Here is a 16,867-nt window from a genome sequence, read left to right as displayed (position 1 = left end):
CCCGCTCCCACAGGGGATAGGTGTGTTTCTCAAGTGCGCGGCAGGCGGATGATTGCGGTCAGGCCGCCGCCCGGGGTTTGTTCCAGATTCAACTGGCCACCCAGGCGCTGCGCCGCCTCGCGGGCGATGGTCATGCCCAGGCCGACGCCGCCGGAGTTGCGGTTGCGTGAGCCTTCCAGGCGATAGAACGGTTCGAACACCGCCTCGCGTTTGTCTTCGGCAATGCCCGGGCCGTGATCGATTACGCGGATCAGCAATTGCTCGCGCTGATCCTGCAGTTCGATGCGCGCCTGTCCGGCGTAGCGCAGGGCGTTGTCCATCAGGTTGTTGATGCACGAGCGCAGTGCCATCGGCTGCACCTGCAGCGGCGCACAATGGCCGCTGACTTCAACGTCTGCGCCTTGATCCTGAGCGTTCTCGCACAGCGATTCGACCAGCGCCTGCACATCCATCAACTGCAAGGCCTCGCTGGTGCGTTGTTCGTGCAGGTAGGTGAGGGTGGCGTCGAGCATGCCGATCATGTCGTTGAGGTCTTGGCGCATCTGGCCTTGCAGTTTGTCGTCGTCGATTTTTTCCAGACGCAGCTTCAATCGCGACAGCGGCGTGCGCAGGTCGTGCGAGACGGCGCCGAGCATGCGTGCCCGTTGCTGTACCTGTTCGCGGATGCGTTGTTGCATCAGGTTGAAGGTGTGCGCCGCTTGTCGGGCTTCACGCGGGCCGGACTCGTCCAGCGGCGGGCTGTCGAGGTTCTCGCTGAGGCGTTCGGCGGCGTCGCTCAGGCGCTGGATGGGCCGGGTGAGCAGTTTGGCGCCGTACCACGCAGCGATCATCAGCGAGATGAACTGGAAGGTCAGCGGCACCAGCGGTCCGCCGAACCACGGACGCGGCGGGCGATGGGCGAAACGCGGATCCGGCGGCGGTCGTTGACCGTCGACACTCTCGGCAAACTCCGGCGGGGGTGGTGGCGGGGGCGGGCCGTAGTGGTGAAACCAGGCAAAGGCCAGCAGGTGCGCGAGGACGATCGCCACGAACAGCATGCCAAACAGGCGGCCGAACAGCGTGTCGAAGCGCGCTCGCATCAGCCGATGTCTCGCGCGTCGAACAAGTAACCCTCACCGCGCACGGTTTTGATCAACTGCGGCGCTTTCGGGTCGTCGCCGAGTTTTTGCCGCAGACGCGACACCAGCAAATCGATGCTGCGGTCGAACGCTTCAATCGAACGGCCACGGGCGGCGTCCAGCAGTTGTTCGCGGCTGAGTACCCGGCGCGGGCGTTCGATGAACACCCAGAGCAGGCGGAATTCGGCGTTGGACAGCGGCACCACCAGGCCATCGTCTGCGATCAACTGCCGCAGCACACTGTTCAGGCGCCAGTTGTCGAAGCGAATGTTGGCGCGCTGTTCAGTGCGGTCATCGCGAACCCGACGCAGGATGGTCTGGATCCGCGCCACCAGTTCCCGTGGCTCGAACGGTTTGGCCATGTAGTCGTCAGCGCCCAGTTCCAGGCCGATGATGCGATCGGTGGGTTCGCAGCGGGCGGTGAGCATGAGGATCGGGATGTCCGATTCGGCGCGCAGCCAGCGGCACAGCGACAGGCCGTCTTCGCCGGGCAGCATCAGGTCGAGCACCACCACGTCGAAATGCTCGGCCTGCATTGCCTGACGCATGGCTGCGCCGTCGGTGACGCCGCTGGCGTGGATGTTGAAGCGCGCGAGGTAGTCGATCATCAGCTCGCGGATCGGCACATCGTCATCGACGATCAGCGCGCGGATGCTCCAGCGTTTGTCGTCTTTCTGCTCATCAGTCACGGTGGTCTGGGTGTTGTGCATGGGGCTGTTCATCTGCCAGTAGGCCGCCAACCACAAAGATGGGCTGCGAGGTGGTGGTTTCAGCATAGGCGTCCTGCCGTGAGGCGGGAAGTGCTGATGTAAGGACGTGTTGCGGCTGGCGAGGCTAGCGCGGGCGCTTGTTGGCGGCGTGTCGGTTGTGTATCGGGTTCGACACAATAGCCGCGAGCGCTATGCTGATCACGGTTGCGGCGACGATTTACCGATCATCGGGTGCCGCGCCGCCGCCGCTTCCGCTACAATGCGCGCCGATTTCGACTTGCCTGAGAGCCCATCCATGTCCGCCTGCCAGACTCCTATCATCGTCGCCCTGGATTTCCCCACCCGTGACGCCGCACTGAAGCTGGCCGACCAGTTGGACCCGAAACTGTGCCGGGTCAAAGTGGGCAAGGAACTGTTCACCAGTTGCGCCGCGGAAATCGTCGGCACCCTGCGTGATAAAGGCTTCGAGGTGTTCCTCGACCTGAAATTCCACGACATTCCCAACACCACCGCGATGGCGGTGAAAGCCGCTGCCGAGATGGGTGTGTGGATGGTCAACGTGCATTGCTCCGGCGGCCTGCGCATGATGGCGGCCTGCCGTGAAGAGCTTTCCAAACGCAGCGGCCCGCAACCGTTGCTGATCGGCGTGACCGTGCTGACCAGCATGGAGCGCGAGGATCTGGCCGGTATCGGTCTGGACATCGAGCCGCAGGAGCAGGTGCTGCGTCTGGCTGCGCTGGCCGAGAAGGCCGGGATGGATGGTCTGGTGTGCTCGGCGCTGGAAGCCCAGGCCCTGAAAACCGCACATCCATCGCTGCAACTGGTCACTCCGGGGATTCGTCCGGCGGGCAGCGCGCAGGACGATCAGCGCCGCATTCTGACTCCGCGTCAGGCGCTGGATGCCGGTTCCGATTATCTGGTGATCGGCCGTCCGATCAGCCAGGCGGCAGATCCGGCCAAGGCACTGGCTTCGGTGGTGGCCGAACTGGCCTGATCAAACACCGCCGAACCCTGTAGGAGTGAGCCTGCTCGCGATAGCGGTATATCAGTGACATTGATTGTGACTGATACACCGCTATCGCGAGCAGGCTCACTCCTACAATTGTTTCGGTGGCTTACACCTTCAGCACCAACTTGCCGAAATTCTCCCCGCTGAACAATTTCATCAGCGTCTCCGGAAAGGTCTGCAGACCTTCGACGATGTCTTCCTTGCTCTTGAGCTGCCCCTTGGCCATCCAGCCGGCCATTTCCTGCGCGGCACTGGCGTACTGCGCGGCGTAGTCCATCACCACAAAGCCTTCCATGCGTGCACGGTTGACCAGCAGCGACAGATAGTTGGCCGGGCCTTTGACCGCTTCCTTGTTGTTGTACTGGCTGATGGCGCCGCAGATCACCACCCGGGCTTTCGGCGCCAGACGGCTGAGCACGGCGTCGAGGATCTCGCCGCCGACGTTATCGAAATACACGTCAACGCTTTTCGGGCACTCACGCTTGAGCCCGGCCATCACGTCTTCGTGCTTGTAATCGATGGCGCCGTCGAAGCCCAGCTCATCGATCAGGTATTTGCACTTGTCGGCGCCCCCGGCGATGCCCACCACCCGGCAGCCTTTGATCTTGGCGATCTGCCCGGCAATGCTGCCCACCGCCCCGGCAGCCCCGGACAGCACCACGGTGTCACCGGCCTTCGGTGCGCCCACATCGAGCAAAGCGAAGTAGGCGGTCATGCCGGTCATGCCCAGCGCGGACAGATACACCGGCAGCGGTGCCAGTTTCGGATCGACCTTGTAGAAACCTCTGGGCTCGCCAAGGAAATAATCCTGCACACCGAGGGCGCCGTTGACGTAGTCGCCGACGGCAAAGCCCGGGTTGTTCGAGACGATGACTTTGCCGACGCCCAAGGCGCGCATGACTTCACCGATTTCTACCGGCGGGATGTAGGACTTGCCCTCGTTCATCCAGCCGCGCATGGCCGGGTCGAGGGACAGGTATTCGTTCTTGACCAGAATCTGCCCTGTCGCCGGTTCGCCGACCGGTACTTCCTGGTAGGTAAAGGTCTCACGGGTGGCGGCGCCCACCGGGCGTTTGGCGAGCAGGAACTGGCGATTGGTCTGGCTGGTCATGGCAGGCACTCGAACTGAATGAAGCCTTGTTGATAGACCCTTGAGGCCAATGCTGCAAGGTCGGCTGATGCGGCGAATGCGCAATGATCCAGTGCAGTGATAGTCGCCCGAAGGCTTTTATCACTGCGACGCATGAAGGCATAAACAGCCTTCTGATAGTGCTGACGCGGCACGGGCCTCGGTGACTATGCTGCGACTCTGCAAATCCCTCCTGCATCTCTCCTCCGAGGACATAACAATGAGCATGACGTTTTCCGGTCAGGTTGCCGTAGTCACTGGCGCGGCCAACGGTATTGGCCGTGCGACCGCCCAGGCGTTTGCCGCCGAAGGCCTGAAAGTGGTGGTGGCCGATCTGGACGCGGCAGGGGGCGAAGGCACGGTGGCGCTGATTCGTACAGCCGGTGGCGAAGCGACCTTCGTGCGCTGCAACGTTACCGTCGAAAGCGAAGTGAAAAATCTGATGGACGAGGTGATCAATACCTACGGTCGCCTGGACTACGCCTTCAACAACGCCGGGATAGAAATCGAGCAGGGCAAGTTGGCCGACGGCTCGATGGACGAGTTCGACGCGATCATGGGCGTCAACGTCAAAGGCGTGTGGTTGTGCATGAAATATCAGTTGCCGCTGTTGCTCGCTCAGGGCGGCGGAGCGATCGTCAACACCGCCTCGGTGGCGGGCCTTGGCGCGGCACCGAAGATGAGCATCTATGCGGCGTCCAAGCATGCGGTGATCGGCCTGACCAAGTCGGCGGCGATCGAATACGCGAAGAAGAAAATCCGCGTCAACGCCGTGTGCCCGGCGGTGATCGACACCGACATGTTCCGCCGCGCCTACGAGGCCGATCCGAAGAAAGGCGAATTTGCCAACGCGATGCACCCGGTGGGGCGCATTGGCAAGGTCGAGGAAATCGCCAGCGCCGTGCTGTATCTGTGCAGTGATGGCGCGGCGTTCACCACCGGTCATTCCCTGGCGGTGGATGGTGGCGTCACGGCTTTCTGAATCCTGGTGGCAAGACTCGAAAAACCCGCCTCAGTGCGGGTTTTCTTATTGCAGGGCGCCCGTTCCGTTAAACCACTAAACAATTTGTATCAAACGGTTAGAACAGCTGCTTTTGACGGCGTTGTCGCACAGCCTGAGCGACGCGGCTGTGATTTACTGCCGCCAGCAAAATGGACAGGAGTTTGCGTGCTCATGGAATTGAGAATTGACCGACAGGCAATGGTGCCGGTCGTACAGCAGATTGTTGATGGCATGACTGAGTGGATCTCGCGAAGCGGTGTGGCACCGAGCACGCGTTTGCCCTCCATCAGGCAAATTGCGCGCTCCAATCTGCTGAGTCAGTCGTGTGTGGCCGAGGCCTGTGAACGGCTGGTGGCGCAAGGCGTTCTGGCCCCGCGTCAGGGCGCCGGATTCATGGTGGCCGCGCAGGGCGGCGGGCTGATCGGGATTGACTGCGGGCAGGCACACAGCGGGTTGAAACTCGGCGAGGGAGGCTTGCCGCAGAGCTGGCGTGAATCCGATGACCTGAGTTACGCGATCCGTCAGGTGGCCCGTACCGACATGGCGAGTCTGTTCAATTACAGCAGCCCGCTGGGGCTGCCGGCGTTACGCGAACAGATCGTCAAACGCCTCAGACTGATCGGCGTCGAGGCTCTGGATGAACAGGTGCTGACGACCTCCGGTGCGAGCCAGGCGCTTGATCTGCTCGCGCGCACATTGTTGAAGGCCGGTGACTGCGTTGTCGTCGAAACTCCGGGCTATGCGCCGCTGTTCGAGCTGTTGCGCCTGTACGGCGTGCAGTTGCTGGAAGTGCGCCGCACGCCGAGCGGGCCGGATCCCCAGGCGCTGGAAGCACTGTTGCGGCAGTTCCGGCCGGTGGCGATGTTCATCAACAGTCACCACCACAATCCCACCGGCTCTTGCCTGACCCTTGGCGTTGCACAACAGATCCTGCGCTTGTGCAACGCTCACGATGTGCGAGTGATCGAGGATGATGTCTACGCCGACCTGCACAATGGCAACGGCACTCGCCTGGCGGCACTCGATGAACGGGTGATCTATGTCGGCAGTTTTTCCAAGACACTGAGCAGTTCGCTGCGCGTCGGGTTTGTCTACGCCGAGCCAGCGCTGATTGCGCGGCTGGGGCGGGTCAAGATGATCAGTAGCATGGGCGCCTCGGGTTTCAATGAGGCGGTGCTGACCAGTCTTCTGGCCAATGGCGCCTATCGCAAAATGGTCCAGCGCCAGCGTCAACGGCTGAATACCGATCGGGTCGCCGCGTTGCAGGCGCTGGAAGATGCCGACTGGGAGGTCTTCGGTAAGCCATGTGGCGGCCTGTTCATCTGGGCCCGTGCCCCGCTGGGCGATACTGCGCGCTTGCACAGTCAGGCGCAGTGCAATGGTGTCAGCCTTTGCGACCCGGGGGCCTTCAGTCCGAGCGGCGAACCCAGTGAGTGGCAGCGGATCAATGTGGCCTATGCCTGTGATCCGAGGGCCCGGCAGTTTTTTCGCAGTACCGGTGCGAATCGACCTCAAGCGTTCTGAAAACGACGCGTGCGTAGCTTTTTGCCATTATTCCGCCGCCAGAGACTTGTGCTGGTCCATGGCCGTTGCGAATCTTCGGCAACAGACTTTGGCAGGGGACTACGCGCAATGATTTCCGCCGTGCAAGGACGTTTTGCCAACCTCGGTATGGCGAAGAAACTGGGTATCGGGTTCGTGCTGGTGCTGCTGTTGACCGCGCTGGTGGCCGCCATCGGGGTCTGGTCTCTGCAGAGCATCAGTCAGCGCTTCGATGGGCTGAAGCAGATGTCGTCGCTCAACAGTGCACTGCTCAAGGTGCGGCTGCTGGAGCAGGACTATGCCTTGCACAACAACCCGAAAACCGTCGATGCCTTGCGCAAAGGCATCGACGACTTGTTGGCCCGGGCCGCGCAACTCAAGGCTCGATCCCCGGCGAACGCGGCGGTGATGAGTGATGTGGAGCAGGCCCTGAGTGCCTATCGCAAGGCCTTCGATGAGTTCGTCTCGCTGACCCAGGCCAAGGATCTGGCGCTGGAAATGGCCAGTTGGTCGGTATCCAGTGTGGCCAACAACCTGGACGTGCTGCAGGCCGGGCTGGCTGATGACGGCGCGTATACCTTGAAGGACACCGAAGGCAAGGACGGCGCGCAGTTCATCGAACAGGCCAGCCAGGTCAGCCAGGTGTCGCGGCTGATGTTGCAGGCGATGAACGAGGCGCGGATTCGTCTGGATCAGAGCCGCAAGGGCGATGCCGACAGTGCCGGCAAGGGCAACATCGAGCAGGCTGCTCAGGCACAGGCTCAGGCCGAGCAGTTGAAGACCACGGTCAAGGATGAGGGCTATCTGACGGTACTCAATGAGGTTTCCGGGCACATCGCCGGTTTCAACGACAAACTGGCCGAATACACCGGCCTGCTGGCCCAGGAGAAAACCGTCTACGAACAGTTGCACCAGCGTGCGGCGCAGGTGATGGAGCGCGTGGATCAGGCGTATGGCGCCGAGGACGGCGCAATGCAGGCGGAATTGAAGAAGAACTCGGTGCTGATCATCGGTTCCTCGGCGCTGGCGTTGCTGGTGGGGCTGATTGCCGCGTGGGTCATCACCCGGTTGATCGTCGCGCCGTTGCGCAGTGTGATGCGGGTCGCGCAGCAGATTGCGGCCGGGGATTTGAGCGCGAGGGTGGAGGTCACCCGGCGTGATGAAATCGGTCAACTGATGCTGGCGATGCAGCAGATGGGCACCGGGCTGAGCACGATCGTCAGCGGTCTGCAGGCGGGAATCGAGCAGTTGGCCAGTTCCGCGCAATCGCTGTCGGCGGTAACCGAGCAGACCAACCTTGAGGTCAACAGCCAGAAGGAAGAGACCGAGCAAGTGGCCACGGCCACGAACCAGATGACCGCCACCGTGCATGATGTGGCGCGCAATGCCGAGGAGGCCGCGCTGGCCGCGCAAACGGCGGATGCCAAGGTCGAGAGCGGGCAACAGGTGGTGCGCCAGAGCATGGTGCGGATCGAGCAACTGGCGGATTCGGCGACATCGGCCAGTTCAAGCATCGAAAGCCTCAGTGCGCAGATCCAGAATATCGGTACGGTGCTGGATGTGATCAAGAGCGTGGCCGAGCAGACCAATCTGCTGGCGCTCAACGCCGCAATCGAGGCGGCGCGGGCCGGGGAGCAGGGCAGGGGCTTTGCGGTGGTGGCTGATGAGGTTCGCGCGTTGGCGCGGCGTACGCAGCAATCGACCGAGGAGATCGAGCGGCTGGTCAGTGCCTTGCGTTCGGCGGCACATTCGTCGGTGCAGCAGATTCAGAGCAGTGGTGAGTTGGTCAAGCTGGCGGTCAGTGATGCGCTGCAGACCGAGAGTGCGCTGGGCAGTATCGCGGCGGCGGTTTCGTTGATTCAGCAGATGAATCAGCAGATTGCGGCGGCCGCTGAAGAGCAGAGTTCGGTGGCTGAGGAGATCAATCGCAGTGTGACGAGTATTCGTGCGAGTGCGGATCAGTCTTCGATGGCGATGCGGGGGAATGCGGTTTCGAGTGTTGAGCTGGCGCGGTTGGGGGGGGAGCTCAAGGGGATGGTTGGGCATTTTCGGCTTTGACGCTTTTGACTTGGCGGCCTCTGGGCCGACCAGGTTCTTGGGGGTTTGGGTGAATATCCGTTGCTGCGTTAACGGCTTCTTATGGTTCCGCTCTTACAGCGGCTCACTTTTCCAGACGCCGAAAAGTAAGCAAAAGGCTTGGCCCCAGCGTTCGGCCCTCGCTTAGGCTCGGGTTCCTTCGTTGCGGGATTCATCCGGGCGCATCGCCTCCGGTTTGCTTCGCTGCACCTGCTCTCGATGTGTTTGGCTGCGCCAAACGGTCGCTGCGCTCCCACCCCCGGATAAATCCCTCCACTCAGCCTGCCGAAGGGGCCGGCACGGCAAGATCAAGAGCTGCAGCCGAGCTTGCGCTCATCCTGTTGAGTGGTGAAAAGCATGTGGTCGACTTTTGCTTTTCTGTAGGAGTGAGCCTGCTCGCGAAGGCGGCCTGACAGCCGACCTGTCTCTAACTGACTCACCCAATCCCACTGTGGGAGCTGGCTTGCCAGCGAAGGCGGCCTGACAGCCGACCAGTCTCCAACTGACTCCCCCAATCCCCCTGTGGGAGCGGGCTTGCTCGCGAAAGCGGCCTGACAGTCAACCAATCTCTAACTGAATACCCTCAACGGCAACCAGCCCACCCCCACAAAAAAGCCACCTCTCGGTGGCTTCTCTTAACCTTCGACCATCAGTCGTAAATCACTTTCTTCTTCCAGTCTGCATCGGCTTCGGCTTCCTTGAGGCCTTCGGTCAACTGGTTCACTTCGCCTTCAACAGGAGCAATTTTGTCCATGACCTGGGCATTGGCGCGTGCCAGGAGTTTTTCCAGGTATTGCAGTTGTTCCGAGTACACCTGTGGATCCTGCTGTTTGCGCAGGTATTGCACGCCGCGTTCGAAGGCGAGGCGGGCCTGGCCGGGTTGGTTTTGTTGCAGGGATTGTTGGCCGAGGTTGTTGAAGAATTCGATGTGCAGCAGAACCAGAATGTGGCGGACTTCCTTGATCCAGTGTTTGGCTTCGTTCGGTGGCAGGAAGCCGTCATGGGCGGCGCGTGTGATCTGGCCGTGCAGGGCTTCGAGCAGGAAGCGGACGTCTTTGGCTTTGGCTTCGGTCAGGATCGGTGCCGGCGGGTTGTTGACCGGGATCGATTCGCCTTGGGCGACCAGTGCGCTGAGTTCGGTGATCCGTGACTTGGTCGTGGCGCTGGTTTTTTCCAGGTTCAGCAGACGCTGGCAGACGTTCAGCTCCAGACGGGTCAGCAGCAGCTTGAGTGCCGGGGTCATGAACTGGCCGGGGAAGGTTTCGGTCAGCTCGCCGCAGCGGCGCAAGCGGTCGTTGAGTTCGACTTTGGTGCGGGCCTTCTCCAGTTTGTTGTTTTCCACCACATGGTTCATGTAGCCAATGGCGATCAGAATTGCGATCCCGGCTATGACTAGCAGGGTGATCATGAGTGGTGTCACCGGTAAGACCTCTTTATAGGGTTCGCATGCGAGTGTAGTGGCTGGACATTCAGGCGCCCAGCGCCGCTCGACGAGTTGATTCAGCAACTTCTGTTTATATCGGCTGCGTACTGCTTATATGAATGCTGGCGCAAGGTGCGCAGATTGCCATCATTGTGTTGCGGACTATAACGCCTTGGCGAGTGGCGGAATATAGGCGTCAATCGTCGGGCGACGGAAAAGCCCGAATGCTTCCGTAAAGCAGGTCGAAGTCATTGATTTAAATAAATTTATATTCGGGGGTTGACGACCTCTCAAACCATCCATAGAATGCGCGCCACTTGCAGCGTAAAGCACACAGCGAAACGCGGCAGGGAGTGAATGTTGTAGCGTGTCCCCTTCGTCTAGTGGCCTAGGACACCGCCCTTTCACGGCGGTAACAGGGGTTCGAGTCCCCTAGGGGACGCCAATGCGGGAATAGCTCAGTTGGTAGAGCACGACCTTGCCAAGGTCGGGGTCGCGAGTTCGAGTCTCGTTTCCCGCTCCAATTTTAAACAGCACTGCTTTCGGGCGGGGCTGAGTGAAACCAGAACCAAGTCTTTTGATGCGGGTCTGGACACCGAAACACACACCATGTGTTCCGGGTAGCGTGTCCCCTTCGTCTAGTGGCCTAGGACACCGCCCTTTCACGGCGGTAACAGGGGTTCGAGTCCCCTAGGGGACGCCATTTGCGGGAATAGCTCAGTTGGTAGAGCACGACCTTGCCAAGGTCGGGGTCGCGAGTTCGAGTCTCGTTTCCCGCTCCAAATTCTAAAAGCGCCGCTCAGTGAGCGGCGTTTTTATTAGTGAAAGTTGTAGCCTGTCCCCTTCGTCTAGTGGCCTAGGACACCGCCCTTTCACGGCGGTAACAGGGGTTCGAGTCCCCTAGGGGACGCCATTGCGGGAATAGCTCAGTTGGTAGAGCACGACCTTGCCAAGGTCGGGGTCGCGAGTTCGAGTCTCGTTTCCCGCTCCAATTTCACAAAAACGCCGATCAGTGATGATCGGCGTTTTTGTTTGTGCAGCGTTTTGCACGCAACAAAAAAGGACCTTCGGGTCCTTTTTTGTTTTCACGTCAGGCCCGCTGAATCACGGGCCCATGCCTTATCAGAGCTTCGGTAGCTGGCCGACACGGCCGATCATCTCAGTGACGATCTGCAGATCCAGCAGGAACTGGTCAACCGTTTTGAACTCACCGTCAGTGTGACCGGTGTATTTGACTTCAGGCCGGGCCAGGCCGAATTGCACGCCGTTCGGCAGTTCATGCACCGATGTCGCGCCGGCAGACGTACCGAACTCATGCTTCATGCCGAGGTTTTCGGTGGCCACCGCCAGCAGTGCCTTGACCCATTCGCCTTCCGGATTGCGGTACATCGGTTCGGCGATCGAGTAAGTGAAGTCCACGGCAACATGGTTTTTCTTGCTCCAGGCGGCGAGCTTGTCAGCGATTTCCTTCTTCAACACTTCTGGCGATTTGCCCTTGGGCACGCGCAGGTTGACTGCCAGTTTGAAGGCTTTGTCGTCCACGCCGACGTAGGTCAGCGAAGTGGTCAGCGGACCCATGAACGAATCGGAGAAACCGACGCCGAGTTTTTTGCCCAAATAATCCAGGCCCCAGTTGGTCGACGCATAGCGTGCAGCATCGGTGATCTGGTTGTGCTTGAGCGCCACCTTGCCGTCGAGGCTGTTGATGAAGTCGAGCATCCGCGCGACCGGGTTGACGCCGGACTCGGGTTCGGAGGAGTGCGCGGACACGCCGGTGACGCTCAGCTTGACGTCTTTGCCGTCAACCTTGGCCGCGACTTCGAAGTCACCACCGTGTTTTTTCGCGTATTCGCTGCCGGCTTTCTGCAGACTCGCGGCCAGTTGCTCAGGCTTTTCGGTGACGAGTGTCGCAACCGAAACCGATGGAATCTGGTTGGTTGCCAGGCCGCCGGTCATCGAGATGATTTCTGCGCCGTTGCCTTCAGCCTTGCGCAGCGGGAAGTTGGCCATGACCGTGCCGTAGCCTTTCTCGGCGATGACCACCGGGTAGCCACCGTCCAGCGCCATGTTGTAGTTCGGCGTCGGGTTGTGTTCGAAGTAGTACGGGATCGCGTCGCCGGTGGTTTCTTCGGTGGTGTCCACCAGCAGTTTGAAATTGCGTGCCAGCGGCAGCTTTTCTTCCTTGATCACTTTCATCGCGTACATCGCGACGACGATGCCGTTCTTGTCGTCTTCGGTGCCGCGACCGTACATGCGGTCGCCGATTAGCGTGACTTTGAACGGATCGAGTTTGGTGCCGTCTTTCAGCACCCAGTTTTCCGGGGTGACAGGAACCACGTCGGCATGCGCGTGGATGCCCACGACTTCTTCGCCGCTGCCGTCGAGGGAGATTTCATAAACGCGGTTGTCGACGTTGCGGAACTTCAGGTTGAACGATTCGGCGAGGTTCTTGATCTTTTCGGCGATCTTGATGAACTCCGGATTGTCATGCTGGGCCACGCCTTCTTTCTGGAAAGTCGGGATTTCCACTAGTTCGCGCAGGGTTTCCAGCGCTGCCTTGCCGTACTTCACGCGGGTGTAGATGCCCAGCAGGCGGTAGATCTCGTTCTGCTGTTCAGCGCTCGGGGTCTTGTTGTCGAGAAAGGCGTTGATCGCCGGGCCGAGGTTATCGGTTTTACCCAGGTCGCTCTTGCCTACGGCACCCAAAAACTGGCGGAAGTCGGTGACGCTCGCCTCATCGAAGCTCTTGAGAATAGCCGCGCTTTGCTGTGGAGTGATGTTGGCCTGCGCGGGCAGGGTGAACGCAGAAAAGCTGGCCAGGATCAGGCTGGTAGCGGCCAGGCGCTTGAGAGAAAAATTCATTGCGGTGGGCATTCCTTTGCAGGCAGTTGAGTGGAAGTGTTTGAAAGTTGAAACAAATCTTTTCCAAACTAACACCGCGAAGGTGGTGAAGGGGAGCCCCTGAAGTGGGATCCGTCGCACAGAAACGCAAAAGCGGCGCACAAACGAAAAAGGCCCGATCGGTGTGCAACTGACCGGGCCTTGTCTTTGGGTGTCGTTTTTACATCGACAGCACCAGCCTGCCGGCGAACAGAATCAGGATCACACCCATGCTGCGCTCGAACCAATGGCCCATGCGCATGAACAGGTTACGTATCCGGCTGCTGGAGAAAAACAGCGCGACGATCACGAACCACAGCGCATTGACGAAGCACATCCACACCCCGTACAGCGCCTGGATATTCAGCGGGGTGCTGGCGCTGATGATCGTGGTGAAGATCGCCAGGAAAAACAGCGTGGCCTTGGGATTGGTGGCATTGGTCAGAAAACCGGTGCTGAACGCCTTGAACAGCGACTGCTCGACCAGCGGCTCGTCGGGGTTTTTTTCGCCCTCGAACGTGGTCTTCGGTTTACTGCGGATCAGGCTGATGCCGAGGTAAAAGATGTACGCGCCACCGATCACCTTGGCCACCGTCAGCAACCACGGCGTGGTGTGCATCAGGGCGCCAACGCCGAGCAAGGTGTAGAGAACGTGCACGGAAATGCCGGCGCCGATGCCCAGCGCGGTGCAGATGCCCACCAGTCGGCCGAAGCGCACGCTTTGGCGGATGGTCACGGCGAAGTCCGGGCCGGGAGCGACCACGGCCAGAAAGTGAATGGTGGCCAGCGCCAGAAACTCGCCCAGGTAGTTCGATAACATCTCAGCTCCAGAAGGTCAGGGGTGAAGCATTGCCGCGATAGCCGACAAAGAACGAAAGGCTCAGTCGCGGATCCGCCACGCCCGGGGTCACCGAGTGCATGCAGCGCGAATTGAACATGATGAAATCGCCCGGCTCCGGCCGCACTTCCAGGGCCGGTGGGCCGAGCAGCGCGGGGTCGATGCCGTAACTGTCGCCACGCATCTGGTCGAACTGATCCGGGGTGATGTCGTCGTCCCACATCTGCAGAGCGCCGCCCTCGGTCGGCATGTTCAAGTAGACGTTACAGGCGAACTGCGCCTCCAGGCTGCGGGCCTGAAAGCTGTCCGGGGCGTCCTTGGCGAAAATGTCGTGGTGGGCAAGGAAGCACACGCCGGGTTTGACCACCCGCGACAGGCCGACATACATCTTGCGCCCGTAGAGGTTTTCCAGATGCGCGCCGGCCGGCCATGACTCGTCGAGCATGCAGCGCAGGGTGTCGACCGGCGAAGAGTAGGGCGCACAGCGCTCGCGCAATTCGGCGATGTTGCGGGTGGCGCGTTCGAAATAGTCCTCGATCAGCAGCGGCTGGTTTTCCGCCTCGTAAAACGCCATGCCGATGCGGCCGATGCTCGGCGCGTTGATGTAACCCTCGAAGCCCGGAGCAAGAATCTTGTCGCCAATCTCGATCGCCAGCGGCTCGGGCAAGAAGCCTCTGACGCGGATGGCGAGGACTTCTTCGTTGGCCAGTTTTTTTATGCACGTCTCATCGAGACGCTCGACGTCTAGCATCATTGTTTTTTAGGTCCATCTATCGATAGTCAACGGAACCTGCGAGTGCGGTTCCCCCCGGCGTCAGGCGTTGCGCGGAGCAGCGCCCGAGATGCTTAATCCACGCTGTAGTGGACGGATAACGTGCCTTTCTTCTGCGAAAGCGAGGCGATCGTGACTGTGCCCAAATCCTTCAGGCTGCGTACATGGGTGCCACCGCAGCCGTAGGCCGGCAGCTCGCCAAAGCCGATTTCCCGCGCGCCTTCGCGCAGTGAGGTCAGGCGCGGCAGATCGTGTTCGATCCACTGACTGATACCGTGTTGAACGGTTGGCGCATCGACTTCCTGGGCGGCATCGCCCGGCTTGAATTGCACCCGGCCCTCGTCCGGCCAGTGGTGCGCCTTGATCGGCGTCCAGCCCATGGCCTGCACGAAATGCCCGATCAAGTGCCCGGCCGAATGCATGCGGGTGTTGTAGCGGCGACGTTGTTCATCCACCTGAATACAGGTCATGCCGGGTTTTACCGGACGATCGACGTAATGCACGATCCGGTCAGGTTCCTGCACCACGCGTAGCACCTGGCTTTCGCCGATCATGCCGGTGTCACAAGGCTGACCACCGCCTTGCGGATGAAACAGCGTGGCGCGCAGCACCACGGCAAATTCGTTCTCGTGGGGCGTGCAGTCGAGGACTTCCACATTAGCCTTGAGGTCATCACTATGGAAAAAGAGGCGAAGCGTCATATTCCATGCCCTTATTAAAGTGTCTTTTTTTATTATATGAATCGTGCAATAACGTGATAATCCGTTCAAACATCAAAGGACTTGTGCGCTGTGAGCATCAATCTTCCGCTGCCACTGCTCGGTGAAATGGCGATCTTCGTCAAGGTCGTGGAAACCGGCAGTTTTTCCGAGGCAGCCCGCCAACTGGGCTCATCGCCGTCGGCGATCAGTCGCAGCATTTCCCGGCTGGAAAAGGCCCTGGCCACGCGCTTGCTGCAGCGCACTACGCGCAAACTGCGTCTGAGTGACGGGGGCGAAGAAGTGTTCAAGCGCTGCCAGGAGATGGTCAGCGCCGCCAAATCGGTGATGGAGATCAGTGGGCAGTTCACCCACGAGGCGGAAGGGCTGGTGCGGGTCAGCGTGCCAAAAGCGGTCGGGCGTTTCGTGATTCATCCGCACATGCCCGAGTTTTTGCGGCGTTATCCGAAAGTCGATGTCGAGTTGCTGCTGGAAGACCGTCAGGTTGATCTGATCGACGATCATGTCGACCTGGCGATTCGTATCACTGACCGTCCGCCGGCGGGGCTCGTCGGGCGGCAGTTGCTGACCATCGATCATTTGCTCTGCGCCACCCCGCAATACCTGGCCGAACACGGCACGCCGACTCACCCGCACGATCTGCTCAATCACAGTTGCATCTATCTGGGGGAAACCCCGAGCGATGCGCGCTGGAAATTCAAGAAGGGCAGTAAAGCGGTGACCGTCGGCGTTCGTGGCCGTTATGCCGCCAACCATACCGGGGTGCGGCTCGGGGCAGTGTTGCAGCACATTGGTATTGGCAGCTTGCCGTACTTCACCGCGCGTTATGCGCTGGAGCAGAAGCTGATTGTGCAGGTGTTGCCGGAGTGGACGTTCCTCGCGTCGTACCACGGGGGGCTGTGGTTGCTGCATTCGCCGACGCGCTACCTGCCGCCGAAGCTGCGGGTGTTCATCGATTATCTGGTGGAATGTCTGGAGAAGGAGCCGACGTTGAGCAAGCCGGGGAAGGCGGGGGCGCCGAATAATCTGGCGATGGCGTATGAATTGCCGGAGAGCGAGGGGCTGCTTTAAAAGCAAAAGATCGCAGCCTGCGGCAGCTCCTACAGGGAATACATGTGATTCCTGTAGGAGCTGCCGAAGGCTGCGATCTTTTGATCTTCAAACCATTAAATCAGTGCTTGCTGTCCTGGGCCGACATCGCCAGCAGCTGCTTTTCCTGATTCCAGTCGAACGGTTCGTCGTTCTGTTCGGCTTCGTAGCGACGTTCTTCCAGTGCCTGATACAGATCGATTTCTTCATCAGACAGGTAGTGCAGGCAGTCACCAGCGAAGAACCACAGCAGATCCCGTGGGATCAGGTGGGCGATCTGCGGATAGCGGGTAATCACTTGAGTCAGGATGTCCTGGCCCAGGTACTGGCTTTCGATCGGATCGATCGGCAGGGACGCCAGCAGTTCGTCAAAGCGCTCCAGGAACAAGGCATGGCTTTCTTCGGGAACCTGTTCGGCCTCACCTACGGCGACCAGGATACTGCGCAGGTGGTCGAGCAAAACCAGATGATCGGCAACGACGTTGGACACGAGATAAGTCCTCAAGAGCAAAACGGGCGCGGGAGTATAAAGCTCTCGCGCCGTTTTTTCACAAATAAA

At 60.2% G+C, this 16,867-nt stretch carries 14 protein-coding genes, 6 tRNA genes and 1 pseudogene; 12 read left to right on the top strand and 9 right to left on the bottom strand.

Annotation, left to right across the window (positions count from 1 at the left end):
- Positions 1–29: 29 nt before the first annotated feature.
- Positions 30–1,079, bottom strand: coding sequence for a sensor histidine kinase (locus AC1RBR_RS19740; protein WP_166497969.1), 1,050 nt, complete (start codon positions 1,077–1,079; stop codon positions 30–32).
- Positions 1,079–1,828 carry a response regulator gene (locus AC1RBR_RS19735; RefSeq protein ID WP_041073744.1) on the bottom strand — a complete coding sequence of 250 codons (750 nt, stop codon included), beginning with the start codon at positions 1,826–1,828 and terminating at the stop codon, positions 1,079–1,081. Before AC1RBR_RS19735 ends, AC1RBR_RS19740 begins: the two co-directional genes overlap by 1 nt.
- A gap of 295 nt (positions 1,829–2,123) precedes the next feature.
- Here AC1RBR_RS19735 and pyrF point away from each other — a divergent pair, with 295 nt between their 5' ends.
- On the top strand, positions 2,124–2,822 hold the full coding sequence (pyrF, locus tag AC1RBR_RS19730; RefSeq protein ID WP_204895128.1) for an orotidine-5'-phosphate decarboxylase: 699 nt from the start codon (positions 2,124–2,126) through the stop codon (positions 2,820–2,822).
- Positions 2,823–2,943: 121 nt separating this feature from the next.
- Here pyrF and AC1RBR_RS19725 read toward each other — a convergent pair whose 3' ends face one another.
- The gene (locus AC1RBR_RS19725) at positions 2,944–3,948 is read right to left on the bottom strand and encodes an NADP-dependent oxidoreductase (protein WP_492566222.1); all 1,005 of its coding nucleotides are present in this window, start codon (positions 3,946–3,948) and stop codon (positions 2,944–2,946) included.
- A gap of 238 nt (positions 3,949–4,186) precedes the next feature.
- Between AC1RBR_RS19725 and AC1RBR_RS19720 the strand changes: the two genes are divergently transcribed.
- From AC1RBR_RS19720 to AC1RBR_RS19705, 4 genes and pseudogenes are all read left to right on the top strand, one after another.
- Positions 4,187–4,948, top strand: a complete 762-nt coding sequence (locus tag AC1RBR_RS19720; RefSeq protein ID WP_041073750.1) for an SDR family oxidoreductase — start codon at positions 4,187–4,189, stop codon at positions 4,946–4,948.
- 192 nt (positions 4,949–5,140) lie between these two features.
- Positions 5,141–6,493 (top strand): aminotransferase-like domain-containing protein, encoded by a 1,353-nt coding sequence (locus AC1RBR_RS19715; RefSeq protein ID WP_492566220.1) that lies wholly within the window; start codon positions 5,141–5,143, stop codon positions 6,491–6,493.
- A gap of 108 nt (positions 6,494–6,601) precedes the next feature.
- Positions 6,602–7,660, top strand: a pseudogene (locus tag AC1RBR_RS19710) (methyl-accepting chemotaxis protein); the annotation flags it as partial.
- Between the two features lie 27 nt (positions 7,661–7,687).
- A complete protein-coding gene (locus AC1RBR_RS19705; protein ID WP_492567259.1) occupies positions 7,688–8,569 on the top strand; it encodes a methyl-accepting chemotaxis protein in 882 nt (293 codons plus the stop codon).
- A 667-nt stretch (positions 8,570–9,236) separates the two neighbouring features.
- On the opposite strand, the gene AC1RBR_RS19700 is transcribed toward AC1RBR_RS19705, so the two are convergent.
- Positions 9,237–9,995 carry a hypothetical protein gene (locus AC1RBR_RS19700; RefSeq protein ID WP_253151367.1) on the bottom strand — a complete coding sequence of 253 codons (759 nt, stop codon included), beginning with the start codon at positions 9,993–9,995 and terminating at the stop codon, positions 9,237–9,239.
- A 384-nt stretch (positions 9,996–10,379) separates the two neighbouring features.
- Here AC1RBR_RS19700 and AC1RBR_RS19695 point away from each other — a divergent pair.
- The 6 genes from AC1RBR_RS19695 (at position 10,380) to AC1RBR_RS19670 (ending at position 11,001) form a co-directional block, all read left to right on the top strand.
- A tRNA-Glu gene (locus AC1RBR_RS19695) sits at positions 10,380–10,455 on the top strand.
- A 2-nt stretch (positions 10,456–10,457) separates the two neighbouring features.
- A tRNA-Gly gene (locus tag AC1RBR_RS19690) sits at positions 10,458–10,533 on the top strand.
- Between the two features lie 104 nt (positions 10,534–10,637).
- Positions 10,638–10,713 (top strand) — tRNA-Glu (locus AC1RBR_RS19685).
- 3 nt (positions 10,714–10,716) lie between these two features.
- A tRNA-Gly gene (locus tag AC1RBR_RS19680) sits at positions 10,717–10,792 on the top strand.
- Between the two features lie 55 nt (positions 10,793–10,847).
- A tRNA-Glu gene (locus AC1RBR_RS19675) sits at positions 10,848–10,923 on the top strand.
- Positions 10,924–10,925: 2 nt separating this feature from the next.
- Positions 10,926–11,001 (top strand) — tRNA-Gly (locus tag AC1RBR_RS19670).
- Between the two features lie 131 nt (positions 11,002–11,132).
- Here AC1RBR_RS19670 and AC1RBR_RS19665 read toward each other — a convergent pair.
- From AC1RBR_RS19665 to AC1RBR_RS19650, 4 genes are all read right to left on the bottom strand, one after another.
- The gene (locus AC1RBR_RS19665; protein WP_481395572.1) at positions 11,133–12,872 is read right to left on the bottom strand and encodes a dipeptidase; all 1,740 of its coding nucleotides are present in this window, start codon (positions 12,870–12,872) and stop codon (positions 11,133–11,135) included.
- Positions 12,873–13,071: 199 nt separating this feature from the next.
- Entirely contained in the window at positions 13,072–13,710 is a 639-nt protein-coding gene (locus tag AC1RBR_RS19660; protein WP_492566218.1) for a LysE family translocator, read from the bottom strand.
- 1 nt (position 13,711) lies between these two features.
- A complete protein-coding gene (locus AC1RBR_RS19655) occupies positions 13,712–14,482 on the bottom strand; it encodes a 2OG-Fe(II) oxygenase (protein WP_095137186.1) in 771 nt (256 codons plus the stop codon).
- Positions 14,483–14,574: 92 nt separating this feature from the next.
- Positions 14,575–15,201 carry an alanyl-tRNA editing protein gene (locus tag AC1RBR_RS19650; protein WP_492566216.1) on the bottom strand — a complete coding sequence of 209 codons (627 nt, stop codon included), beginning with the start codon at positions 15,199–15,201 and terminating at the stop codon, positions 14,575–14,577.
- A 90-nt stretch (positions 15,202–15,291) separates the two neighbouring features.
- On the opposite strand from AC1RBR_RS19650, the gene AC1RBR_RS19645 reads away from it, so the two are divergent.
- Positions 15,292–16,290 (top strand): LysR family transcriptional regulator, encoded by a 999-nt coding sequence (locus AC1RBR_RS19645; protein ID WP_025112989.1) that lies wholly within the window; start codon positions 15,292–15,294, stop codon positions 16,288–16,290.
- A 100-nt stretch (positions 16,291–16,390) separates the two neighbouring features.
- Here AC1RBR_RS19645 and AC1RBR_RS19640 read toward each other — a convergent pair whose 3' ends face one another.
- On the bottom strand, positions 16,391–16,798 hold the full coding sequence (locus AC1RBR_RS19640) for a PA2817 family protein (RefSeq protein WP_007967565.1): 408 nt from the start codon (positions 16,796–16,798) through the stop codon (positions 16,391–16,393).
- Between the last annotated feature and the right edge of the window lie 69 nt (positions 16,799–16,867).

The organism is Pseudomonas sp. GW823-FHT01D03 (assembly GCF_058798255.1).
This window is presented reverse-complemented; position numbering and strand designations above follow the sequence as displayed.